The following is a 23,549-nucleotide window of genomic DNA, read 5'->3' on the forward strand; positions in this document are numbered from 1 at the left end:
ACACCCAATATGAATTACCAATTCAATGAGGGCGCCTTTGCGCTTTTTCCTGCTGCCTGGCAGGACACCACCATGAATATTCTCCGCGACGAAGTCAGTGGGCTGGCATGGGTTATAAGCCGTGGTGTTATTTCTGAGGGCAGTGATGCGGAAAAAGAATTCCAGCGTCAGTGGGACACGTTGCGGAGTCAGATGGGGCACATTCAGCAGAGTGAATTTGTGCGTCTGATGGCTGGTGTGGACAACACCTTACACGCAATCGAAGTTGAGACCATGTTTGACCGTAACGGGCAAGAGGTGTGGCAGAAACAGCTGGCAACACAGGTGCCTGACTCAAACATTTTTATGATTTTTACGCTCTCCGCGATGCGTCCGTTCAATGAAGAAGACGGACAGCGCTGGAGTGCTTTTAAACAAAGCCTGAGTCTGAACAATCCACGGAAAGCTTAACCTATGGATAACCCTGCGGCCCGCGTGGGCGACGAGATCATTCACTCCAGCATTTTCGCTGATATCACGAGCATTGTGGCTGAAGGTGCGGCCTATGCCGTCATTGGTGCCGCAGTCGGGGCGGCGGCAACCCTGGCTGCGCCCTTACTGGGGGCTGGCATGGCTGCGGCCGGCGTTGCCGCTATCGGTTCCAGCTGTTTGCTCAGCGGCATTATTGGCGGTGTATTAGCGAATGCTGCGGGCATTTCGGATGACATCACTAAAGCGGCCGAGGGTCTGGGTGACATGATATTCCCGCCGTCACCAGCCGGTATGATCGCCAGTGGATCAGAGAATGTTCACATTAATGGTCTTTTAGCTGCTCGCGCGGCCGGAATGCTCACGCCCGGCGAGACATCACCGCCCGAACCGCAATCGCCGCAGAGCTTTGCGGACTACGGCGGCATGCTGCTGTCTGCGGTCGGCCAGTTTGGCAGTGCAATGTGGCAGCCCACGGTCGCCTCCGCCGATGCGGGCACCTCTCCGCTGGAACAGGATAAAGTGGCCTGTGAAAAGCACAGTGCGCCGCAATATCTGGCTCAGGGTTCGAAAAGCGTCTTTATCAATGGCCAGCCAGCGGTGCGCGCAAAGGATAAAACCACCTGTGATGCCACCGTAAGTGACGATGTTTCCCCCAATGTCATCATTGGAGGTGAAACCGTTACGGTCAGAGAGATCAAAAGTGGCAAGGTGCCAGGCCTGGCCGTGATGATGATCGGCCTTTCGCTTATCCGGGGTCGCCCCAGTCAGATCCTGAAAAACATGCCCTGCGCGCTGGCCGGTGCCGTGGGCGGTATGGCAGCGGACATGGCTATTAACGCGGCCTTCTCGTCGCTGTTTCCGGTTCATGCGGCGACCGGCGTCAAAGTCCTTAATGATGATGCCGAGCGTGATTTTTCCCTCCCCGGACGTTTCCCGCTCAGTTTTCAGCGCAGCTATAACAGCCTGACCCAGCGCGCTGGGCTGTTTGGTCAGGGCTGGGCCACGGTGTTTGACAGCTACCTGACGCTGGAAGGAAATCGGGCAACCTGGTTTGATGACAACGGGCGCGAGCTGAGCTTTGACGTTCCCGGTGACAAAGAGGTGCTCTACAGCATCAGCGAAGGGCTGATGGTACGCCGCAACGCGTCTGGCGATATCGCCATTGCCGATGACGACGGTGCGGTATGGCGTCTTTACAGACGCACGGCCGCTGATCCTCAGGTGCTGCGCCTGGCCTCGCTGAGCGACGAGTACGGTAATGCGCTGGAGATGGGCTGGGATGAACAGGCCCGCCTGGTACGTATCCATGACGCGCCGCTGGCGATTGACGTCACGCTGCACTACGACGACAAACAGCACGCGCGGCGTCCGACATCAGCCAGCCATTTTGATGGCGATCAGCACTGGCCTCTCACGCGCTGGACCTACAATGATCGGGGCCAGCTTGCCAGCGTTACTGATGCCGCAGGCGTTGTCTCGCGACGCTTCCGTTACAACGATGATGGATTGATGGTCTGGCACCAACTGCTGGGCGGGCTGGAGAGTGAATATCGCTGGCAGAAGCTGGATCACTGGCGCGTTGTAGAAAACCGCACCAACAGCGGTGATGGTTGCCACATGCATTACGATCTTGAGGCGGGCATTACGCGTGTATCGACCTATGACGGTCAGCAGCGCGAACACCACTGGAATGCCGCGGGCCTCATCACCTGCTTTATCGACGAGCGCGGCGAGAAGTGGCGCTACGAGTGGGATGAAAACGAACTCCTGACGCGTCGCATCGATCCGCTGGGCAACGCGGTGAGCTTCACCTATGACGATCTGGGCAACCGTGTTGAAGAGAAGGATGCTGACGGTGGTGTGCAGGCGGTGCAATGGCTGTCACACCGTTCGCTGCCCACGGTTGTTGCCGGAGCAGACGGTTCTACAACGAAATACTATTACGATCCCCATCACGGCCTTGAACGTGTTGTTGATGCGCTCGGGCAAAGCACGATCTATCAGCGGGATGAGTTCGGACTGGTTGTCGAGGAGACTGACGCAGCAGGTAACAGCTACCGCCGCGAGTTTAACGATGCCGGCCAGGTTATTCGCGAAACCGACTGTTCAGGGCTGACCACGCGCTACCGTTATCATCCCCTGGGCTGGCTCAGCTGTATCATCGCGCCGGATGGTGAAGAAACCCGTTATCACTATGATGCCGCAGGCCGTCCTCTTCAGCTGAAACGCGCAGAAGGATGGGAAGAGCGGTTGCACTGGAGTGAAAATGGACTGCCGCTGGCCTATGAGTCGGCTGATGGCAAGCGCAGTGAATTCCGTTACGACAATGTCGGGCGATTGATTGCCAACCGTAATGCGCAGGGTGAGACGGTTCAGCGAAGCTGGGACAGCCGTGGCCGGTTGACGGCGCTGCAAAATGAGAACGGCGAGCAGTATCAGTTCGAGTGGGGCGCAGATTCTCTGTTGCTGGCCCAGGTCGGGCTGGATGGTGTTGCCACGCGATATGACTATGATGCGGCGGGCCGCACGGTATCACGTACCTTTGCCGCCGGACATCCTCAGTCCATTACCCATCGCTATCACTGGAGCCGTGCGGGGCAACTGCTGGCGCGGACCACGCCGGAAGGCCAGACGCGCTATCACTACAGCGGTGGCGGCCAGCTGGGTAAAGTGTCGCAGCATCTGCCGCTGTCTGACACCGAGTGGAGCCAACAGGCCGAGCAGGAGATTACCTTTAAATATGATGCGCTGGGTCGCATTGTGGCTGAACAGGGGGAGCAGGGCGAACTGGCGTGGGAATATGACGCGCTGGGTAACTGTACGGCCCTGACGCTGCCGGATGGTCGCAACCTGAAGCAGCTTTATTACGGTAGCGGCCATCTGCTGAGCATCGCGTTAGATAACCTGCCGGTCACGGATTTTACCCGTGACACGCTGCACCGGGAGCTGAGCCGCACGCAGGGCGGCCTGACAATGCGCAGTGAATATGACCGGTTAGGCAGACTGCGCCGCCGTGACGTGTTCAAAGGCGACTCGCAGCGTCCTGCACCGCGCGTCTGGTCCCGTCGGCGCGACTTCGATTACGGCAACAACCTGATCCGTGAAGAGCGTGACGATAATCCGTTCAGCCAGACATTATGGAACTACGATAACGCTGGCCGGCTGTTGTCTCAGGACGGTGCGCAGCCGGGTAATGAACAGTGGCGCTGGGATGGCGCAGGTAACCCGCTGGATCGCCATACTGCCGCCCACGTCATGCATAACCGCGTCACCGAACTGAACGGTATCCGCTGGCAGTACGATATTCATGGCCGCACCACTGAGAAAGATGACGGGCACACCCGCTGGCGCTACCGTTACGATGGTGAGCATCGCTTGATGGACGTCATCAGCGAGCCACGGGACCGTAACAAGCCGCGCACAAAGGTGAGTTTCCGCTACGATCCGCTGGGACGTCGCATCAGTAAAACCAGCCAGCAGCTGTTACAGGGAAGACCATCTGGCAACGCCGTAACGACGCGTTTCGTCTGGGAAGGTTACCGTCTGCTGCAGGAAATCCACGACGGCACTCCGCTGACCTACGTTTACAGCGACAGCCAGAGCTATGAACCGCTGGCCCGTATTGATGGCGTGGAAAGCCCGGAGATTTACTGGTTCCATAATGCAGCCAACGGGATGCCGGAACTGCTGACTGACAGTGAAGGGCAAAAAGCCTGGGAAGGGATCAACAGCCCGTGGGGCAAACTGCTACGTGAGTCCAGCCAGCGGATGCCTGTCGTTCAGCAGAATCTGCGTATGCAGGGCCAGTACCTGGATCGGGAAACCGGACTGCACTACAATCTGTTTCGTTATTATGACCCGGATAGCGGACGGTTTACCCAGCAGGATCCGATAGGGCTGGCGGGCGGGATCAACCTTTACCAGTATGCGCCGAATGCGCTGGGTTGGGTGGATCCGTGGGGGCTGAGTAGGTGTAAAAACGAATGGAATGAGTTCCAGAAAAAGTCGAATAATCGACAATTTACTTCAAGGTCACAAGCATCCAAAGCATATGCTTTATGGAAAAAACAAGACTGGGCAGCATTAGAGCAATTCATGGGTGAAGGAGCTTGGCCCCCTAACCGTGGTTTTGTTAAAGCAACAAAAATAACTCTTGAACCTGGCACTTTAGTTGATCGTTATGGTGGTTGGATTGATGATAAAGGGTTCCATGATGGTGGTAGCTTTATTTCTCCTGTTGGCTCTTCATTTGAGGGCAGGGCTTTACAATCAAGCACGCTGAATAAACCCTATTCGATTTATGAGGTGATGAAACCATTGCCGGTCGATAGTGGACCAGCCATTCCTTGGTTTGGGCAGCCGGGTTTTGGAACTCAACATGAAACCTTTTTTAGCATTGATAAATTAGTCGAAAATGGCTTTTTGAGGAAGGTATGAAAATAGTTAACTATCAGAAAAAAAAGACATTAATCCATGATGGATTTGAAGATGAATTCTTAAAGAATCATACGGAAATATCTTGTCCTTGCTGTAATGGTAAAGTTTATTTTGGGTTATATAATTCAGAGGATTTAGATACGTATGATGAAAAGAAAAGAAAAAATATAGTCAGAAATATTAAAGGGATGAAATTTACGGATGGTGAAATCCAGGAGGTTAGATATAAAAACATTCCGCTGAGAGTTTCAGAAAAAAAATGCTCAAATGGTTTGCACGACATTTTAGTTGTTTTTACTTATAAGGAAATACAACCTACTCGCTATGAGTCTTATCTTGTCGGTGTGTTTGATGATGAAAGTCTTAACCAATAGTTTTATAATATTTAGGTTTAGTTAGGGTTTTATGATTTTTTAAATGATGTGTTTCATAATATAAGAAGATTCTTCTTGGTAAGTAAGATCGAGGAGCATAAATAAGCTTACCACCAAACTGAATGGTATCCGCTGGCAGTACGATATCCATGGCCGTACCACTGAGAAAGATGACGGTCACACCCGCTGGCGCTACCGTTACGATGGTGAGCATCGCCTGACGGATGTGATCAGCGAGCCGCGGGACCGCAATAAGCCGCGCACTAAGGTGAGTTTCCGCTACGATCCGCTTGGGCGCCGCATCAGTAAAACCAGCCAGCAACTGTTGCAGGGAAGACCGTCGGGGAACGCCGTCACGACGCGCTTTGTGTGGGAAGGCTACCGCCTGCTGCAGGAAATTCACGACGGCACTCCGCTGACCTACGTTTACAGCGACAGCCAGAGCTATGAGCCGCTGGCCCGTATTGATGGGCTGGCCCGTATTGATGGTGTTGAAAGCCCGGAGATTTACTGGTTCCATAATGCGGCCAACGGAATGCCGGAGCTGCTGACTGACGCTGAAGGGCAAAAAGCCTGGGAAGGTATCAACAGCCCGTGGGGCAAGCTGCTGCGCGAGTCCAGCCAGCAGATGCCTGTCGTTCAGCAGAACCTGCGTATGCAGGGCCAGTACCTGGACCGGGACAAATTTGCATAAGCAAATTTGAACATCGCTTCAGCGATGGCCCCAGGGGGGTGAGGCACCGCAGGGGCCGAATCAACCGGACTGCACTACAATCTGTTTCGTTATTATGATCCGGACAGCGGACGGTTTACCCAGCAGGACCCGATAGGGCTGGCGGGCGGGATCAACCTCTACCAGTATGCGCCGAACGCGCTGGGGTGGGTGGATCCGTGGGGGTTGAGTTGTAAGAATGCATGGAATGCATTTCAGAAGAACACGAAAGGCGTTTTCACAAGTAGAGGATGGGCAGCAAGAGCCTATAAAGCAGTTCGCGGTAGGAATAAAGAGACTAATCCTTTCCCTAATCCTAAAACTTACCTTGAACCTGCTTATGTGGCTGAGCATTTATCAAAGTTCGAAGGCGGGGTGTCAAAGATCGCGTGGGGCATAAATCCTAAATATCCCGAAATTGGACCGCCAGGCGGGCATTTTGTTATGCCTAAAAAAGTTGCAGATGAGTTGATCGCTAACTCTGGAGGTAGCGTTGCTAAATTGGAACATTCTCTTGGTCTCTCTCCTGGGGATTTGGGCGATGCGCCCATCAGAATTGACATAAACAATCCAGAAGGTTTACGGATGCCTTCTGGAAACGAATTTGGTGCTAATAGTTATTGGTTACCGGGGGGGAGGACATCAGGTGGTATACCAGAGGCTACTATAGAACCAGTCAAAGTGTCTGAAGCTATCATTAATCCAGTTTTTAAAAAATAGTAGGTACTGAAAATGGAAAAAAAAATCTTTAGTGATTACGGCATTACCCTTGTTGAGAGACATGGGAAAATTATTGCTTTGTTCGACTCTGGTGAACTTGTTCCCCAATATCTCGAAGCTGAAATTAGCGAGGAGGAGGCTGGAAAAGTTAAAAATAGTCAACAGGATGCTTATGAAGTAATAATGTCACTGGGGAGTAGAATAAAAAAAGTTCCGAGGGAAAAATAAAATAATTTTTGAAAAAATATTTAATTTATTAAGCATGTAGTTAAATTTGAAAAGAGATTTTAAGTTTTATCGATGTGGAATATATTCACTGTAGGGCTTTATCCCCTACGGTGAATTTTTGTAGCGAAAATATTCATGTCTCTTCGAGTTCAAATGAATGTGTAAAGTTTTTTTATTTTTATGCAGCTAATACTAATGAAAATTTCTTATTTTAGATGCTCCAGTGCATGTGAAATAATAGTGTAATTATTATGGCAAGGATTATCAAGGAAATGAAAGTTGATGTATTGGCAGTTTATTCTTCAAAGTTTTTTACAACGATGTTTTGAATTATGCTTTTAGCTCAAGTTATCGTATTTAAATTCAATTGATATTTTGGTTCCATTATTACCGTCCTGACCGACGCTGAAGGGCAAAATGCCTGGGAAGGTATCAATAGTCCGTGGGAGAAACTATTGTGCAAACTCAGTCAGCGGATGCCAGTCGTTCAGTAGAACCTGCGTATGCAGTGCCAAATGAAACTAGGCCTAAAATAGGTTATAGGTACATGAGGTAATTAAATGATGGTAGGACACCAGACAGATTTTTAGAATCAACCCTTAACACTAAATCTGCGCCAATTACCTATTTTGGTTTCAAGAAATTCGAAAGTGGAAGCGCTACTCGTGATGCTTTCAAAATTAAAGGTCTTGATCCGAACAACCCTTTAGATGTTTCATGGAGTGATAGCAGATTAATAGGCAAGTTTGATACCTTACAACTTTACGAAAATGGTATACCTCAGGCTAAAGTTCCTAGAATGTTTGGTAATAAAGAGGGGACTCCTCTTGAACCATTTACCGAAGCTTACCCAGAATATGGAAAGGGTGGGGTTCAACAACTTATTGCTGACAAAAAAACAGTAATATTTGATGAGATTAAAGTTCTTCCAGATGGCAAAAATTAACCTTGATTCTTATAATGAAGTTTTAGACTATCTTAATGAATATTTTACATTAAGGGTTAAAGATGAGATTTATTTACGTGAGTTGAGAGAGTTGATCGAGGGGTCTAGAAGAAAAAAACTGTAACTATCAGACCCATGCAGATACTTTTTTTAGAATATGTAAAGAAATATAATGACTATAACGTAGCCACTATGGAAGAAGAAAAAATCTTTGGAGAGATCTTTTAGATTGCTGGCAATAATTCGATATAAATCTATTATTTCTTGCCCAGTTTAGCCTACATTTCACCCTTATTAAAATATTTGCGCTGGTGGGCGAAGTTAAATACAGTTTCTATGCGCTAAGATGTAAGGCTGTTATAATTAATGTAATGTATAAAACCTGAAAAATAGTAACATAATGGCAGTTATCCTCAAAATTATTTCGATGATAAGGCTTTTTTAGAGCCTTTGCTGGGATTGAATTTCGGTAGTTCAGGGATGTGACCAATAAGAAATTACTTACTCGCACCTCTTGGATATATGATGTCATTTTGAGGAATGCATGAGTTGATGAGCATTATTTATATGGTAGAAAAAAATCCGGCAGGGTGATTGAAGACTTTATTGATCAAGTGCCTCTTAGTGATGCAATTTTTTAACCGACGTTTAAGTGTATTCCTATGAGATTTATTAAAAGTGATTTGATTTTTACAGGTTATGGTGTCGATATATTAAAGAAAAACGATGGTTACTATATTCGATATGACGATGGTACCGTAGCTACGTTTGAAAAAGAATCAAAAATAACTTTTGATGAAGCAATGAGGGCTCAAAAAAGTGAAAGTGATGCTTATGAAGTTATTATTGCTATCCAATCCAGAGAAGGACGGGGACGGCCTCAATTTTGATTGTTGAAAATTTAAAATGCTTAAGTGTCATTCCTTCTGTAAGAAATATAAGTAAATTGCAATGGTGAGTGATTTATTTTAGTCCTTTAGATAAGTCATGAAGTGATGCCAGCCGTAGAGGTGAATTTTATATGTTACAACTTTAGGAAACGGCATGCCACAAGTGCGTCATCCACAAGTGTTTGGTGATAAAGACGTAACCCCTCTTGAACTATTCAGCAAAGAGCACCCAGAATATGGTGCTGAAAAAATTCAACAGAAAAATTCTGATTAAAGAAAATAGAATTCGGTAATGCTGATATTTTATTTGGTAGAGAGTAATGAATTTATTTTCTCACAATGAAGTTTTAGATTTTCTTGAGGAATTTTTCCAGAGGATGATTAAAAGTGAAGCATATTGCGAGGAGATGAAATTTATCATTGATGGGAGCCGGAAGAATAAAACAGTTCCAATGCGGGCCATAGATGTTTGTTTCATGAATTATCGTAAGGTTACGGGTGACTATAGTCTTCCTACAGATGAGGAGATGGAAATCTGGAAGCGGTTATTTAATGTTTGGCAGTGATACTTGAATTAATTAAAATAAGTTGTGAGTTATGATTTGCTTCACATTGACTATTTTAATGCCGTATTTAGAGAGCGATTGTTTTTAAAATTTTTTCAGGTGACATGCAAACCCTCTATTAGGGCTTTTGAGTCAAGAAGTGCGGGGGTGGAATAACTATTTTTTTTGCAATCAAAAAACGGTAAGCTTGCTATTATATTTCCTGCATATTGATATATAGTTTTGGTGCGATAATGATGTTTTTTCCATTTCGAATTTCAATGTCTTGAAAATTCTCTTTTATCATTATGAGCCTATAAGGAGATAAAATGAACCTGCCAGGAATGAATCCCGAGAATAACTTACCGGGTTATGACATCGCCAGGATGACCGGGTATGGGGCACCTGATTTTGATTTCAAAGCGCTGGGTGCAGCAATGGATTGTACTCGGGAGTTTTATCAGGCTGGCATCATCTATGCAGATGGCGCACAGCGTTATCTTGTTCGGCCTGGTCAGCGTCATCCTAATGGTCAAAGTGGTATCTTTACACATCTGATTGTGACCAAAACGCCTAAGCAAGCCACAGCGTCTAATACGGGCAAGTCACTTAGTGAAGCAGTAAGCGTAACCTCAATGGGAACGGAGATTGCCTCGACCGTGCTTTCCTGTGGTGCAATGATTATTACTGCTGGCGTGGCGGTTATCGGTGCTTCAGCAACGCCTATAACCGCTGGCAGTAGCGGCGTGCTTGTTGCTATTGGTTATGCTGGCGCTGCCGCAACAGGCGTGCAATGTGTCAATGGTATTTACCGGGTTTATGATCTCGTCGAAAACGGTGGTGAAAACGTAGCGTGGCTGGACTCTCAGGATTGGTACGTTGCCACTTCAACGTCCCTTGACCTTATTTCACTAGCCAGTGTGGGCGGTGCGTTAAAAGAAGCCCTGGCAACATGGCGAGCGATGAAATCAGTCTCTTCTTTAAAAGCAACGGAGTGGCTCCGGAACTATCCAAGGCAGGACCGGGCTCGCCTTACTGAATTAATCATTAAGGCACAAAACCCTGGTATAAGTAATAAAGAGCTTAAAGCCGCCATCCGTGCAGGACTTTATCCAAAGCGTTTCCCTGTTGAGTCGGTGCAAAAAGAACTTGTTAAGCAACTCGCGCAGGTCGTAACGAGCGCAGCTGCTGTGGCAGGCAGTGCTGTCAGTGGTATCATTGCTGCTCCAGGTAATGTGCCACGCTCCGGGCGCTATATTGTGGGGACAATTCAATCACTGGCGGTATTTTAATGCAATTTCTATCATGGCTTGTCGGGCGAAGTATCACTGAACTACTGCAACATGGTCGCGAAATAGATCAGGTCATCGCACGGCAGGATAATTCGATACTTGCCCGTTCCACTACAGAGCTTGAACGTTATTTTAAACAGCCTGCTGAGTCGCTTCCCAGGCAAAACGGCTTCCCGGTTGCGATAGTGCTGATGCTGTTGCTGATTGCATTTGCATTTAATTTGCTGACGTTTCTGCACGCTTTACCTCCGCTCAGTCCACAGATACATGCGTTGAGTTTTTTTGTTCCCTCAATCGTCGTTATTGGCGCGATACTCACGGCCAGTTACCTGCTTGCGCGAGGCCATACAGCCGGTGTGGCGGGGCTGGCTTGCGTCTGTGCGATGTTGCTTATATCGACCGTTTTACTCTTGAGCTACAGCGTAGTTATGGGTAGCCACTCGGGCCTGTGGCTGATTCTGGCACTCGCGGCTTTGGTAGGTGCTCGCTGGATACTTAATGGGCAGGCTTTCATCCTGTTTGCCATTTATTGCCGGACACAACGCCTCGCCAGCGTCGCCCGGCAGCGTCGCATGAAATAACCTCTGTCCGTGTTCTGTTATTGCGGAACAGCCGTTCCGCAACCCTTCATACAAGACACTCAGGTAAGATTCCGCTTCATCTGGGAAAGTTAACCCCTGCTGCAGGAGAGCTAGCAAGCCACTCCGCGGATCTGTGTTTATAGCCACAGTCGCAGGCCACTCTGCAACTCAGGCAGATGATCCGTGACAGACTGTGGCAGATTACCCTGCAGTGCGAAACGCCGTTTATCCGTCGCTGAACCCGCGCCGCGTGCTATCGCTCCCCATTCAGCTAATTGTGATGCACATCACAAAATACTAAAAGTTCACTCCTGATTTGAAACCCGGCTCGCTCGCGCATCACTCAACCCTGAGGTTGCGGGGTGAGTAGCTCATTTCGCAAGTTATCAACTGACCGGTGACTGATAACCGGCATAACCTGGCGGAGTGAGAATTATGGATGGAATTAGACGCCCACTTTCCCCTGTACATCACGAAACGATTGAACTGCCCACGCGCGGTGGGCCATCAACTAACGCAGTCACTGCTACAACCCCTGCTGAGAGGGCTCGTTCAGCGGAGATTAGTCGTATTACCACGACTCTGCATAACGCGTGTAAAGGCGGACCGGACGTGCGTGAATATCTGCAGGGAATCGCTGTCGAGCTGCACGATGAATTGCACCAGACGGACGATCAGGTAAAAGATGTCCTCAAATTGGCTAGCAGCTGTGACACGATGATCATGGCCAAGGCAAAGGGGGCGATTGGAATGACCTATGCCCTTTCCGGTGTACCTGGCGATCTGGTGGGTAAGGGGATAGCGAGCGCGATGAAGCTGGAGCCGGGTACTCCCATGCACAACTTTGTCGCTGGCGTAGCGGGAGGGATGACCGCAGTGGCTTTTAAAGCGGTGCTCACGCGGGTTATCGGTAGCAGTATCCAGGATTCGAGATGGATGCAGGCAGATGGGGATGCGCTGAATCCTCTTATGAAAAAAGAGGCAGAAAAACGCGAGACTTTTGGACATAAATTAAAAATGACGGCGCTGGGCGGGACGGGCTTTAACGTCCGCAACCCGGTGACGGGGGGAATTTCCGGTGCAACCCAGCTATTACCCGAAAATAAACCGCGGCCAGAGCCGATGGGGATTATACAGGGTGCGCTCAAGCCGGGTTATGCCATCAACCAGATTGCAGGTTTTGGCCTGACTTCCGCTGCCGGTGCATTGAGTGGAGTCGTTGAAAACTACTACGACAACCTGCACGGCGCGGAGTTTTTATTTGGCCGTAACGACTGGAAGGATCGTTATAAGGCGCTGTCCAACGGGCACACGAATAGTAGCGAGGGGAGCCACTTCGATGCAGTGTGGGAACACGCCAAATCGCCAAAACGTTGGGTTGAAGGTGTTACAACGCTGAGTGCATTAAGTGCGGTAGCCTCTGAGACGATGGAAGCGCTCGGTTTGGGCCTCGGAGCGGGCGCGGCACGTGTGACCAAAGGGGGTGCAGAGAAGCTTTTCACCTCCGGCAAGACGAGTGCGGCAGAGACCGCTTTAGATCTGGCGAACAAATCCAGCTTCCGCGTTTCGCGCGAAAGTGTTGGCAATGCGGCTGCCCTGCTGCCAAACGCCTATTCTTACCTGCAACAGGGGGTGTTCGGTCTTCTTTATCAGGAGGCTGAGCGAGCAGTGGCAAACAAGCTGCACCCGAAGGCCGCCGACACGACAGAGGAGGGAGCCCCGGTAAGTTCCGGGGCAAGAACACCAGACGGCACGCCAGCACCGAGTGTGGGTACCGGGGCAAGAACACCAGACGGCACGCCAGCACCGAGTGTGGGTACCGGGGCGAGAACACCAGACGGCACGCCAGCACCGAGTGTGGGTACTGAGGCGAGAACACCGGATGGCACGCCAGCGCCGAGTGTGGGTACTGAGGCGAGAACACCGGACGGCACGCCAGCACCGAGTGTGGGTACTGAGGCGAGAACACCGGACGGCACGCCAGCACCGAGTGTGGGTACTGAGGCGAGAACACCGGACGGCACGCCAGCACCGAGTGTGGGTACCCGGACCAGAGTACCGTCAGAAGAAGGCGAATCGGACAGCGGCAGCGTGCATTCGCAGAACTCCGGCCCATTACGTAATACCCCGCCGGAGCGTTCATCAGAGATGCGCACCGCGGGTGATACTCATGCATGGTGGCACGCCTTCCCGGAGCTGGCGAATATCAAAAGCCCACAGCCTGAGAAGTTAACCCAGGCTGACTATGAAGCCATCATCGCCGTCCTTGAAGCTGAAGCGGAGAAGATGAGCGAGCGCATTGCGGAGATGATACCGTTGCCAGACTCTTTACCGACATCGGCAGCAGCATCAGAGGCACCCGGATCATCTGCATCTTCAGAAGCCGGAGGACCAGCAGGATCGCCAGAGCCTGAAGAGACGAAAAAAGCGTCCTGATGCCACACCTTACAAGCCGCAGCGATGCGGCTTTTTTTACGCCTGAATTTGCGCTGTCTCACGCGCAGTCCGGAACTCCCGCTTCGCGCTTTCCACTCAATCCTACCCCGGTCATAGCGGGAAAGAGGCGTCAGTCTGACTGGCGCTAATGATGACGCTTTGTTGAGAGGAGAGAAGGATGAATATCTCGTCAGGGTCGGTTTTCGGGCCGATACAGCCGCAAATGCCTGATTTTAGTGCGCTCGATGAAAAAAATATAGCCGCGTTTGGCCCGTCAGATGCTGGCGGCAGCAGCCAGGCGATTAACTTTGGCAATGATGCCATGAGCGGCACGGATTTCAGTCGCCTCACCGCCACGCCCGACAGTGGGAGCAGCAGGGATCCGATGCAGATGCAGGGGCTGATGCAGCAACTGGGGCCGCAAATAGAGGCACTACTGCAAATGCTATTAATGCTGCAACAGCTTTTCTCTGGTCAGCAGCAAAATAACAGCGCAGGAGCAGGAGCAGGAGCAGGGGCCGGGCGTGGCGGCGGTGCCGATATGCCGGGCACCTCAGCAGAAGGGGGGACTTCGCTCACCGCACCGTTTAACGCCGCTCTGCAACCGCCAGTTAACCCGACCGATGCCGCGTCTGCGCAGCAACCGCTTCCGGCCAGTACAGCGCCACAGCCGGGTACGGCTTCTGATGCAGCACTGAACACGCCTGCCTGGCAGACGCCAGCATCCGGCGGCGTCCCGCTGATAAAAGGCGAGTCGGGGTTACATTTACCTGCTCCGTTACTGGATCATGAGCAGGCTATCATGCGTGCCGCCAGAGAGACTCACCAGGCGCCTGAAGTGCTGGCAGGGCAAATCTGGCAAGAGTCACGCGGAAAAACAGAGGCGACTACCGTTAACGGCGGTAATGGTCTTTCCGACAGCGGCCTGATGCAGGTTAATTCCAACACCTTCGCCGATCTGCAAAGCAGATACCCGCATCTGCTGGGGCCTGATGCCAGCCCGTCTGCCCCTGAAGACAGCATCATGGCTGGCGCGCTCTATCTTAAAGAGCAGCGGGAAACTTTTGGGGGCGATCTCGGTGCCGGGCTGCGAGCCTATAACTCAGGACCGGGGAATGTGAATGTCAACGATCTGACGGATATCTCGAAAACCGGAACCGGCGATCCGACCTATGTCGGGAAAGTTCTCAACTTTGCCGACATTATCGCCAGTGGCAAAGGCACGTTACCTGCATAAGGGGCAAAAAAAGTCCCTGTACCGGGTACAGGGACAGACATAAGCCACGTCAACATCAGGCAAACGGCGGCGGTTCGTTCTTGCCTTTCCCTCCGCTATTTTCCACCGCAATCTGCACGGTATCGGTCGCTGCGGTGATGCCCCAGCCAATCGGCCCACGCGCCACGCTCATTCCACCCTCGGCCAGTCCTTTCAGGCCACCGGTAAAGACTTCACCCAGGTTGCGGGCCTCGCCTATATTGTTAAAGAAAGGCGCAGCAACAGATTTGAGAATCGGGATGTTCGACAATATTTTGCCGAATTCACCCATGCCCCACTGGAAGTTGTCTTTATTGGTGCCATCCATACGAACGTGCGAATCATTGGTCTCCGGCAGCTGTTTATTCTCCGGCAGCATCTTCAGACCCTGCTCAGCGATATCCTTGAGCACACCCGCCTCGGTACCGTGGCGCGCGTCACCATCTTTGGTGATGCCCTCTATTTTATCGTTAGCTGAGATCTCCTTCCGTTCGCTGCCATCGCGCGCATTCAGGCCTTTTATGCTGTTTAACACGCAGGCCATGTTATACGCCGCATCCGCACGGCTCTTCGGATCTTTATTGGCATCCGTCCAGTCGCCGAAACGCTCTTTTAGCTCCGCCTGCTTGATATCTTTCTGGTTGCCGAGGTTTTTCAGCACCGGGTTTTCATCAATGATCTGTTCGGCGCTGCGGTTATCACCCGGTGGGCGACCCTTCAGATTCTCCTCCGTCGGCCTGACGCTGATATCCTTCTCACTGGTTCGCACGCCATCGCCCGGTGCCTGAGGAGTATCTTCACCGGCTGTTTCGCTGGCAAATAACGCCGTGGGCATCGTCTCTTCATCAGCGGCTGATGGATCGACCAGCGCCCCCAATCCAGCCTGCGTTAAGAGTTGATCAAGCTGCTGGAGCGGATCGGTCAGGCCCGCCAGCGGCGTTCCGCTCCCACCGGCGTAGCTGATGGGGAAATCGCTGCCCGGCCCTGAGAACGCAGAGCCGGGCAGGGGAGTGGATAATGGCAGGTTACCCGGCAGTGGCCTGCCGGGTGAAAAAGCGGGGGTAATTCCCCCCCCGCCAGGTATTGGCATAACCATACAGGCCCCCTGCGTTAGCTTTGCGGATTTTTCTGGGAAGATTGGCCCTCACCGCCGCCCAACAGCCCCTGCAACAATGAAGAAAGCCCTAACAGTGACAGCAGGTTTTGCATCATTCCGCCCTGTTGCCCGCCATTGTCAGTCGCTCCCTGAGCCGGTGCCTGCGGTGCATTTCCGCCAGATTCTCCGCTGTCTGACCCTTTACCTTTATCGATCCCCATCATCTGCTGGAGCAGTTGCTGAAGCATCTGCATCAGCTGCTCAAGCGGATTGCCGTTGTGATTCGTGCCCTGTGAAGGCGCAGGCGTATCTGGTTGCTCCGGCTGCTGCGCCTTATTACCGCCACCCAACAGCTGTTGCAGACCTGTCAGCATCATAATCTGCTGCAGTAAGCCACCGCCCGACGGGATGTCGGGCGAGTTTGCACCGTGTGACTGGCCGTTTTTCTGACCTCCGCCTGAACCGGTCAGCGAAGCCAGCGTGCTCAGGCCGTCAAAGGCGTTACTGGCAAAATTGAGCGGGCCTGTTTTCGCATTACTGAGAAAAGGTAATGACGATTTTCCGGGCTGATCGGGTAAGTCTGGTTTACCTGACGGACTGCCCCCCGTTTTGCCTGGCATATTTGCCGGAGGCATATCGATTTTATTCGCGTTTGCAGCTCCACCACCAAATCCTGGAATCTTCATAAATTTATTCCTCAGAGTTAATAAGTCAGCGATTGATTAGGCAGCAGCAGCGGTAACATTTTGCAATCCTGATTACTGACGATTGCATAATTTTACCGTTCAGGCTGATGCTACCTCGCACTGTGAGTGGCAGTTGTCCCGGGATGGTTCCAGTAAAAATGTTCCCTTTGTGATGCAGATTCAGATTTGTAAAAATTCGGCAGCATTGCCATCGATAAATTATGTGGTTGTTTTAACAGATTTTTATTTGGTTCGTGTAGGGTGATCCTTACCGACTGAGCGTCTATCCCTACAAGATAATAATCCTGGACTGATAGCGGGGATGACCTGATTGGGTGAGAGTGAGGCCGCGGTAAATTTGTAATTCTTTGCAACAGGCTCTGCTTCCAGAACATCCACAAGTGCTGAACGAGCAGCGTGTCACATGTAAGTCGCGCTTATGTGAAGCTAATGGAGAATGTATGGTTCGTCTTTACAGGACACAGTCAGACCAGGTGACTGTCGATGAGGAGAGTGCGGATAACGTCTTACGGCAGGTTGATTCCCGCCCATATTCGGCGGATTACCCGGAGCCCGTAACCGATATCCATACTCATCTGTATAAGATTTTAAATACGATTGCACCGTTAAACATAGATGTCTTAATCGAGGGAGAAACGGGTACCGGGAAAGATGCACTGGCCCAGCGGCTGTATCAACTTTCCGGCTGTCGCGGCCCGATGGTGCCGGTCAACTGTGCGGCCATCCCGGAAACACTTGCCGAAAGTGAGCTGTTTGGGGTCATGGCCGGGGCGTTCACCGGCGCAAGCAGTTCCCGCGCCGGGTATATTGAGAGCGCTAACCACGGGGTGCTGTTTCTGGATGAAATAGACAGTATGCCGCTCACGATGCAGGCTAAACTGCTGCGTGTACTGGAAAACCGCGCGGTAGAGCGGCTGGGCAGCACCAAAAGTATTGGACTGGATCTGCGGGTGGTCGTCGCCTCGCAAATTCCACTGGCGCAGCTGGTGGCTCAGGGGCGTTTTCGTCGGGATCTCTTCTTTCGCCTCGACACAATTAAAATTGCCACGCCAACCGTTCGATCACGACCGGAGCTGATTTTGCCCATGTTTCGCCAGTTTACCCAAGAGGCGGCGCTGCGTCTGAATCAACCCCTGCCGCCAGGATCGCTCGCGCTTGATGAAACCCTGCTGCTGCATAGCTGGCCGGGAAATATCCGCGAGCTGAAAGCGGCGGCAGAACGCTTTGTGCTGGGCTTACCGCCGCTGTGCTGTGAGATAAAGCAGGAAGGGCGCGTGTTATTAAAAGACAGAATGCGGCGCATTGAGCGCAGCCTGATCCACGACTGCCTGAACCGGCACGACAATCGTATTGATGATGTTATTCTTGAGTTAGGGATCCCCAGGCGCACCCTTTATCATCGCCTGAAGCTGTTAAAACTTACCGCCTGACAGATCGCCCCCCTCGCTTGCCGTGGGCCAGAGGGCTTAATCTGCATAAATATTTACTCTGCGATGGAACCGGATAGCTTCATTTATTACTTAATGAAGGCAACACCCAAACACAATCTATCATCAACGCGAGGAATGACTATGTCAGGTGCTAGCTTACTTTCCAACGGGATCACCAACGCAGCTTCTGCTTACACTCAGGTTGCCGGTGCTTACAGCGGTGCGAAATATATGGTCCGTTCGCAACAGGCGATGGACAAGATGCAGGAAAACCAGGCCGATAAAATGGATCGCGATGTAGAATTCCAGCGCATTAACGGCATCGCCGAAAGTAATGCGCAGGCCGCGTCTGCCGCAGCCCAGGTCAAAATTCAGTACTAATCGACTCCGGCAGGGAGGTGTTTTTCATGTCTCCCTGCTCTCTCATCCCTCAGGAGTTTGCTGATGAAAGTTTCTCAATCTTCCTTGCTCACTTCAGAGCCGGTTCCGTCAGTCGAAATGTACCAGGAAGCACCGTCGGCGGAAGATATTCAATGGTTTAATGCAAAGCTTAATGGCCCTGCGCCTGACAGCAGCCAGATGAGCGCTTCAGAGCCGGGCGTGGTCGGCAATATTCTGCAATCGCTGAGCGGCAGCCAGCGTGCGCAAAAAGAAGCCTTTAGCGATCTCCGAGTTGCTTCACGGTCATCCAGTGCGGAAGATTTCTCCCGCGCCAATGCGCAGCTCTCTGATTACTATATCGAAAGCCTGATGAACGCCAAAGTGATCGCCAAAACCGTTCAGTCAGTCGATAAACTCAGTAACCTTCAGTGAATCTTATGAATGGCGCCGTCATTAAATGCTTCTGTGCGCTGTGCCTGGCGTTGCTGCTTACCGGCTGCGGTGATCAGACCCAGTTGCACAGCGGGCTGTCAGAAAACGATGCCAACGATGTGGTGGCAGAGCTGAGCCGCTTTAAGATTGAGGCGGAGAAACAGGTTTCTAAAGAGGGGGTCAGCGTCAGCGTCGCACGCAGTGATATTGAGCGGGCGGTGAATATCCTCAACGCCGCCGGACTGCCCCATCAGGCACGGACCAGCCTCGGCGCGGTTTTTCAGAAAAGTGGGGTTATCTCCAGTCCGCTGGAGGAGCGCGCCCGCTATATCTATGCGCTGTCACAGGAGGTAGAGGCAACACTGTCACAAATCGATGGCGTCGTGGTGGCGCGTGTGCATGTCGTATTGCCGGAACGTATTGCCCCCGGCGAGCCGGTACAGCCCGCTTCCGCCTCTGTATTTATCAAATATCATGAAAACCTCGACCCGGACAGTATCGAACCGCGCATTCGCCGGCTGGTGGCGACCAGCATTCCAGGGCTGGGCGGGCGCGATGATCGCGACCTGGCGATTGTCTTTGTCCCGGCGAAAGCCTGGCAGGATAAAATTGAAATGGTGCAGCTGGGGCCGTTTCAGCTTAGCCCGGAACGATACGGGATGATTAAGATAGTTACAACATGCTTAGGGGCGCTGCTGCTGTTACTGGTGGCAAATTCATTCATTCGTCAGGCACTGAGTCGTAAGCGCCAGGCTGCGCAGGCGAAGTGATTGATTATGCTCAACGCTGCACCTGATGAGGACATTGCCCTGCGCTGGTTGCGCTGGTGGCACGCTGACTTCTGGTTACAGGCTGATGAAAGCTGGCGCATCCAGCCACTGGCACGGTTATCTGCGCCTTTACAGAGGCACTATCTGCGCCAGCATGCCGCGTGCTGGCAACGCACGCTGGGTGTACCAGGCCAACTGGTCGCGCCGGAGCCGATGGTGCTGGCCATCAGCGACTTAAGCGGCGAACAACGCGCGCAACTGTTGATTGTCGTCGCGGAGATTTGCGCCGGCGCCATGCCATTGCCCGCAGAGTTAAAGATCTGGTTGCGGCGTCTGGCGAAAGGAATGCGCACTGAGTGCTGGCTGCCCGCCGGGCTGTTCACGACTGGCGACAGCGCCGACAGCCTCTGTCTGCTGCAGGCGTTATTTCCGGCTATCTGGCCGCGCCTGCGGCTACTCTTCCCGGCAAGCGACGCGCCGGTAAACCCGGCGCTTTCACTGCCTGGCCATCGTCTGCGTCCTTTATGGGAAACGGCGATCTGGCAGGTGCAACACCCTTCGGGAGAGACGCACGATGTGGAAACTTAAAAGCCTGCCTCTGCAGGGCGGCAGCGCGCCACCGGATAATGTGCTGCGCCGCGAAGAAATTGCGCTCAGGCTTGAAGCGGCTTCCATCATCGAGCTGGCCCATAAACAGGCGCAAACGATCCGCGAGCAGGCACGCGCCGAGGCACAAGCCGAAAGGGCGGTCAGCCAGCGCGAATGGGAAGCCCGGTTCTGGCAGCAGGCTCAGACGCTCTTTGCTGACTGGCACGAACAGCGTGCAGCCGAAGAGACGCAACTGGTGTTGCTTGCCGGAAAGGTTCTGAATGAGGCACTGCAACATCTGCTCGATGAGGTGGATGATGAGCGCCGTTTTCACGCGTTGCTCAGACAGTTGTTGCGTCACTATCCGCGTCAGCAGCAGGCGACGCTCTATTGCGCCAGCGGGCAGGAGCAGGAGATTAACGGCTGGCTGGTCATGCAGCCTCAGCTGAGCTGGACGCTGTGCGCCGACCCGGCGCTTGATCCAGATTGCTTGCGTCTTATTACCGACGCGGGTGAGCTGATGATTAGCTGGCAGACGCTGAGCCAGCAACTCGCGCCAGCACTGGCAGAAGAGAGTACATAAAAAAAGCAAAATCAGTGGAACTGCTTCGCTTGTCGCGCCACTTAACAGGGGTGCCCAACAAGAGGAGTCAACATCATGAGTTCCAGTGATCTGTTACAGCGTCAGTTATCTTCCAACTCAAACCGCAAACATCATGAAGCCTATCAGTTTGCCCGCGATGTTTCGGGCGAGTCGTTCAGCATTGCGGATATGTATGCCTTCCAGAATCGCCTGCAGGATATGTCCAACGCCAGCTGGGCGAGTTCGCAATACACCCAGTTTAAGTTTGGCATCCGTAAAGCGATCATCGACGCTGTTAACTAAGCCCCTGTCATCAAGGAGTCAGGCGTGTTTATGTTTTCTTTTCCGGGCCGCCTGCTGGCGGCCATTACCCTGCTGCTACTGAGTATGGGCATCACAAACGCTCGTGTGCCGGATGAGTGGAAGCAGGGTGCCTATGCCTATTCGGCAGATAATACCCCGCTTAACATTATTCTTGACGATTTTGCCAGCAGCTTTGGGGTTGAGGTCAATCTTGGCACGCTGGGCGACAGCAATGTCACCGGTAAACTACGGGCAGACAGCCCGGAAGCCTTCCTTAATCGCCTGGCGCTTGAGTATCGCTTTCAGTGGTTTGTCTACAACAACACTCTCTACATCAGCCCCCAGGCAGCGCAGACTTCACAGCGTATCGAGATTTCACCGGAAGCCGCGCCGGATCTGAAAGAGGCGCTGCGCGGTGTCGGCCTGCTGGAACCCCGCTTCGGCTGGGGCGAAACTGCCGGATGAAGGCGTGGTACTGGTGACCGGTCCGCCGGAGTATGTGCGCCAGATAACGGAATTTGCCCGTAAATCGGAAAGCAAACCTGAAGCCGGGGCCAGTAAAGATATGATGGCATTCCCGCTGCGCTACGCAGCCGTGGCGGATCGCACCATTCGCTATCGCGATCAGGAGCTGCTGGTGCCGGGCGTGGCCACCATACTGAATGAACTGCTGGGTCAGTCCGGCAACGCCTCTTCCGGCAAACTGTCATCAGGCCAGGGCGAGGATGAGCAGGTATCACGCGAACAGTCGCAAAGTGTTTTAAACGAGCTGATTAATCGCAATATGCCGGTCTCCGGGCGTAAAAAGGCGCCTGTCAGCACGCTGGCCGGTAAAGTTTCAGCGGATGTGCGTAACAACCTGCTGCTGGTGCGTGACGATCCGAAAACCCGTAGCGCGTATCAGGCATTGATTACCTCCATTGATGTTCCGCAAAAACTGATCGAGATCGATGCAGTGATTGTCGATATCGACCGCAGCGCGCTGAAGCGCTTCTCCAGCAACCTGGCCGGTCAGTTCGGCAGTGTCGCCAGCGGCGCCAGTATGCTCTCCGGTGCCAGTACGCTGTTTGTGACCGATTTCCAGCGATTTTTTGCCAGCATCGAGGCGATGGAGGGGGAAGGGACGGCGTCCATTATCGCTAACCCCACAATCCTCACGCTGGAGAATCAGCCCGCGGTGATTGATTTCAGCGATACTGCCTTTATTCGCGCCATTGGCGAGAGGGTGGCGGATATCCAGTCTGTTACCGCAGGGACCAGCCTGCGGGTGACGCCACGCGCTATCAGCACTTCACAAAAATCGGCTATCCAGCTCATTGTTGATGTGGAAGATGGCAAGCTCGATAAAGATGAAGAGGGCGACGCGCAGGGAACCCATAACGCAGCGGTCAGCACTCAGGCGCTGGTGGAAGCGCGACGCTCGCTGGTATTGGGCGGGTTCCATTCCAAAGAGACGGGCGACCGCGAGCGACGCATCCCGATCCTCGGCAGTATTCCGCTGATCGGCAAACTCTTTACCTCAACGCGCTATGAAACCTCCCAGCGTGAGCGGCTGTTTATTATTACGCCGCATTTAATTGGCGACCAGGTCGATCCGACCCGGTATATCGCTGCCGGGTCGCGCGAGCAGCTGAATAGCGCGATGGATGAGGTGACTAACCGTCATAAATACACCGACGTCAAAGGGATGGTGGAAGGTGCGATGCGGGACCTGGCGCTGAACCGCGTGCCAGCGGGAATGACCAGCGGTGGCACGGGGCAGACGCTTTCCTCCCTGTGCCGCATTCCGGGCGCTTTCGGGAGCGATTTCCGCCGCCATCAGTGGTATGGCAACAGCAACGTACAGATAACGGTTGGGGTGATCACCAACAGCACCGGTCAGACGCAGCGTTTTGATGAGAGCCTGTGCCGCAGCGACCGCACGCTGGCGGTAGCGGTCTGGCCGCGCGCAGAACTGCGCCCGGGTGAATCGGCGGAGGTCTTTGTCGCCTTTGATAGCCATGCCCCGTCACGTCCGTCACGCGCTTCGCTGCTCTCTGCAGCAGGCGGCGCACCCGCTAAAAACCTCTACTGAGCTGATAAGGAAAAAGCATGTTAGTGAGAAAAATCGTGCTGACCGCCGCCGCGCTGATACTGAGTGCCTGCGCGAAGCCGCAGGGTGGGTGTAATGACGTGGGCTGCCGCCCCTCTTCAGACCTGCATAACCTGACCATCTGGTGGCAACCCCAGCTGCGTAATAGCCCGAACGACTTCACGCGGATAACGGTAGATAACTGACCGCGTTCCGGCAGTCTCAGACCCCGGCTGATCGCTGGGGTCAAATTTAGGCGAGGATCGAACATCACCATTTCCCTCCTGTTTCTGTGAAGCCT

General features: G+C 52.5%; 22 protein-coding genes and 2 pseudogenes. 21 read left to right on the forward strand and 3 right to left on the reverse strand.

The window, feature by feature from the left end; translation table 11 throughout:
- Nucleotides 1-9 precede the first annotated feature (9 nt).
- The 3 genes from AC6I8J_RS07725 to AC6I8J_RS07735 are packed head-to-tail and all read left to right on the forward strand — an operon-like array spanning nucleotide 10 to nucleotide 5,282.
- Nucleotides 10-450: a DcrB-related protein gene (locus tag AC6I8J_RS07725; RefSeq protein ID WP_260057984.1), complete on the forward strand. Its 441-nt coding sequence runs from the start codon at nucleotides 10-12 to the stop codon at nucleotides 448-450.
- Nucleotides 451-453: 3 nt separating this feature from the next.
- On the forward strand, nucleotides 454-4,908 hold the full coding sequence (locus tag AC6I8J_RS07730) for a glycohydrolase toxin TNT-related protein (protein ID WP_497825225.1): 4,455 nt from the start codon (nucleotides 454-456) through the stop codon (nucleotides 4,906-4,908).
- On the forward strand, nucleotides 4,905-5,282 hold the full coding sequence (locus tag AC6I8J_RS07735; protein WP_260057986.1) for a hypothetical protein: 378 nt from the start codon (nucleotides 4,905-4,907) through the stop codon (nucleotides 5,280-5,282). The genes AC6I8J_RS07730 and AC6I8J_RS07735 overlap by 4 nt, the downstream gene beginning before the upstream one ends.
- Here AC6I8J_RS07735 and AC6I8J_RS07740 read toward each other — a convergent pair.
- Nucleotides 5,272-5,496 carry a hypothetical protein gene (locus tag AC6I8J_RS07740; protein ID WP_260057987.1) on the reverse strand — a complete coding sequence of 75 codons (225 nt, stop codon included), beginning with the start codon at nucleotides 5,494-5,496 and terminating at the stop codon, nucleotides 5,272-5,274. The two genes, AC6I8J_RS07735 and AC6I8J_RS07740, sit on opposite strands and share 11 nt — an antisense overlap.
- On the opposite strand from AC6I8J_RS07740, the pseudogene AC6I8J_RS07745 reads away from it, so the two are divergent.
- The 9 genes and pseudogenes from AC6I8J_RS07745 to AC6I8J_RS07785 form a co-directional block, all read left to right on the forward strand.
- A pseudogene (locus AC6I8J_RS07745) lies at nucleotides 5,395-6,714 on the forward strand (RHS repeat domain-containing protein); the annotation flags it as partial. The gene AC6I8J_RS07740 and the pseudogene AC6I8J_RS07745 overlap by 102 nt on opposite strands.
- A 12-nt stretch (nucleotides 6,715-6,726) precedes the next feature.
- Nucleotides 6,727-6,942, forward strand: coding sequence for a hypothetical protein (locus tag AC6I8J_RS07750; protein WP_260057988.1), 216 nt, complete (start codon nucleotides 6,727-6,729; stop codon nucleotides 6,940-6,942).
- Between the two features lie 799 nt (nucleotides 6,943-7,741).
- The gene (locus tag AC6I8J_RS07755) at nucleotides 7,742-7,888 is read left to right on the forward strand and encodes a hypothetical protein (protein WP_260057989.1); all 147 of its coding nucleotides are present in this window, start codon (nucleotides 7,742-7,744) and stop codon (nucleotides 7,886-7,888) included.
- 662 nt (nucleotides 7,889-8,550) lie between these two features.
- A complete protein-coding gene (locus AC6I8J_RS07760) occupies nucleotides 8,551-8,778 on the forward strand; it encodes a hypothetical protein (RefSeq protein ID WP_260057991.1) in 228 nt (75 codons plus the stop codon).
- A 320-nt stretch (nucleotides 8,779-9,098) separates the two neighbouring features.
- Nucleotides 9,099-9,344 (forward strand): hypothetical protein, encoded by a 246-nt coding sequence (locus AC6I8J_RS07765; protein ID WP_497825226.1) that lies wholly within the window; start codon nucleotides 9,099-9,101, stop codon nucleotides 9,342-9,344.
- Between the two features lie 308 nt (nucleotides 9,345-9,652).
- A complete protein-coding gene (gene ssp4, locus AC6I8J_RS07770; RefSeq protein WP_497825227.1) occupies nucleotides 9,653-10,615 on the forward strand; it encodes an Ssp4 family T6SS effector in 963 nt (320 codons plus the stop codon).
- Nucleotides 10,615-11,196 (forward strand): hypothetical protein, encoded by a 582-nt coding sequence (locus AC6I8J_RS07775; protein ID WP_260058088.1) that lies wholly within the window; start codon nucleotides 10,615-10,617, stop codon nucleotides 11,194-11,196. The genes ssp4 and AC6I8J_RS07775 overlap by 1 nt, the downstream gene beginning before the upstream one ends.
- A 435-nt stretch (nucleotides 11,197-11,631) precedes the next feature.
- A complete protein-coding gene (locus AC6I8J_RS07780; protein WP_497825228.1) occupies nucleotides 11,632-13,632 on the forward strand; it encodes a hypothetical protein in 2,001 nt (666 codons plus the stop codon).
- Between the two features lie 178 nt (nucleotides 13,633-13,810).
- The gene (locus tag AC6I8J_RS07785; protein WP_497825229.1) at nucleotides 13,811-14,869 is read left to right on the forward strand and encodes a transglycosylase SLT domain-containing protein; all 1,059 of its coding nucleotides are present in this window, start codon (nucleotides 13,811-13,813) and stop codon (nucleotides 14,867-14,869) included.
- A gap of 55 nt (nucleotides 14,870-14,924) precedes the next feature.
- Here AC6I8J_RS07785 and AC6I8J_RS07790 read toward each other — a convergent pair whose 3' ends face one another.
- Nucleotides 14,925-15,983, reverse strand: a complete 1,059-nt coding sequence (locus AC6I8J_RS07790; protein WP_285085839.1) for a hypothetical protein — start codon at nucleotides 15,981-15,983, stop codon at nucleotides 14,925-14,927.
- A gap of 14 nt (nucleotides 15,984-15,997) precedes the next feature.
- Nucleotides 15,998-16,669 (reverse strand): hypothetical protein, encoded by a 672-nt coding sequence (locus AC6I8J_RS07795; RefSeq protein WP_260057996.1) that lies wholly within the window; start codon nucleotides 16,667-16,669, stop codon nucleotides 15,998-16,000.
- Between the two features lie 461 nt (nucleotides 16,670-17,130).
- Between AC6I8J_RS07795 and AC6I8J_RS07800 the strand changes: the two genes are divergently transcribed.
- The 9 genes and pseudogenes from AC6I8J_RS07800 to hrpT all read left to right on the forward strand — a co-directional run bounded on the left by AC6I8J_RS07800 (nucleotide 17,131) and on the right by hrpT (nucleotide 23,454).
- The gene (locus AC6I8J_RS07800; RefSeq protein ID WP_497825230.1) at nucleotides 17,131-18,120 is read left to right on the forward strand and encodes a sigma 54-interacting transcriptional regulator; all 990 of its coding nucleotides are present in this window, start codon (nucleotides 17,131-17,133) and stop codon (nucleotides 18,118-18,120) included.
- Nucleotides 18,121-18,261: 141 nt separating this feature from the next.
- Nucleotides 18,262-18,501, forward strand: a complete 240-nt coding sequence (locus AC6I8J_RS07805) for a hypothetical protein (protein WP_058956631.1) — start codon at nucleotides 18,262-18,264, stop codon at nucleotides 18,499-18,501.
- A gap of 63 nt (nucleotides 18,502-18,564) precedes the next feature.
- Nucleotides 18,565-18,933, forward strand: coding sequence for an EscF/YscF/HrpA family type III secretion system needle major subunit (locus tag AC6I8J_RS07810; protein WP_260058001.1), 369 nt, complete (start codon nucleotides 18,565-18,567; stop codon nucleotides 18,931-18,933).
- Between the two features lie 5 nt (nucleotides 18,934-18,938).
- The gene (gene sctJ / locus AC6I8J_RS07815) at nucleotides 18,939-19,703 is read left to right on the forward strand and encodes a type III secretion system inner membrane ring lipoprotein SctJ (protein ID WP_497825231.1); all 765 of its coding nucleotides are present in this window, start codon (nucleotides 18,939-18,941) and stop codon (nucleotides 19,701-19,703) included.
- A gap of 6 nt (nucleotides 19,704-19,709) precedes the next feature.
- On the forward strand, nucleotides 19,710-20,291 hold the full coding sequence (locus AC6I8J_RS07820; protein ID WP_285088436.1) for a serine kinase: 582 nt from the start codon (nucleotides 19,710-19,712) through the stop codon (nucleotides 20,289-20,291).
- Nucleotides 20,278-20,874, forward strand: a complete 597-nt coding sequence (gene sctL, locus AC6I8J_RS07825) for a type III secretion system stator protein SctL (RefSeq protein ID WP_497825232.1) — start codon at nucleotides 20,278-20,280, stop codon at nucleotides 20,872-20,874. The genes AC6I8J_RS07820 and sctL overlap by 14 nt, the downstream gene beginning before the upstream one ends.
- Before the next feature lie 75 nt (nucleotides 20,875-20,949).
- Nucleotides 20,950-21,177 (forward strand): HrpF protein, encoded by a 228-nt coding sequence (locus AC6I8J_RS07830; RefSeq protein ID WP_069026120.1) that lies wholly within the window; start codon nucleotides 20,950-20,952, stop codon nucleotides 21,175-21,177.
- A gap of 30 nt (nucleotides 21,178-21,207) precedes the next feature.
- Nucleotides 21,208-23,251 (forward strand): annotated as a pseudogene (gene sctC / locus AC6I8J_RS07835) (type III secretion system outer membrane ring subunit SctC).
- Nucleotides 23,252-23,268: 17 nt separating this feature from the next.
- Entirely contained in the window at nucleotides 23,269-23,454 is a 186-nt protein-coding gene (hrpT, locus tag AC6I8J_RS07840; RefSeq protein ID WP_497825233.1) for an HrpT family type III secretion system protein, read from the forward strand.
- Nucleotides 23,455-23,549 lie beyond the last annotated feature (95 nt).

It is taken from the genome of Pantoea sp. X-Soil-ISGK-355 (assembly GCF_059730805.1).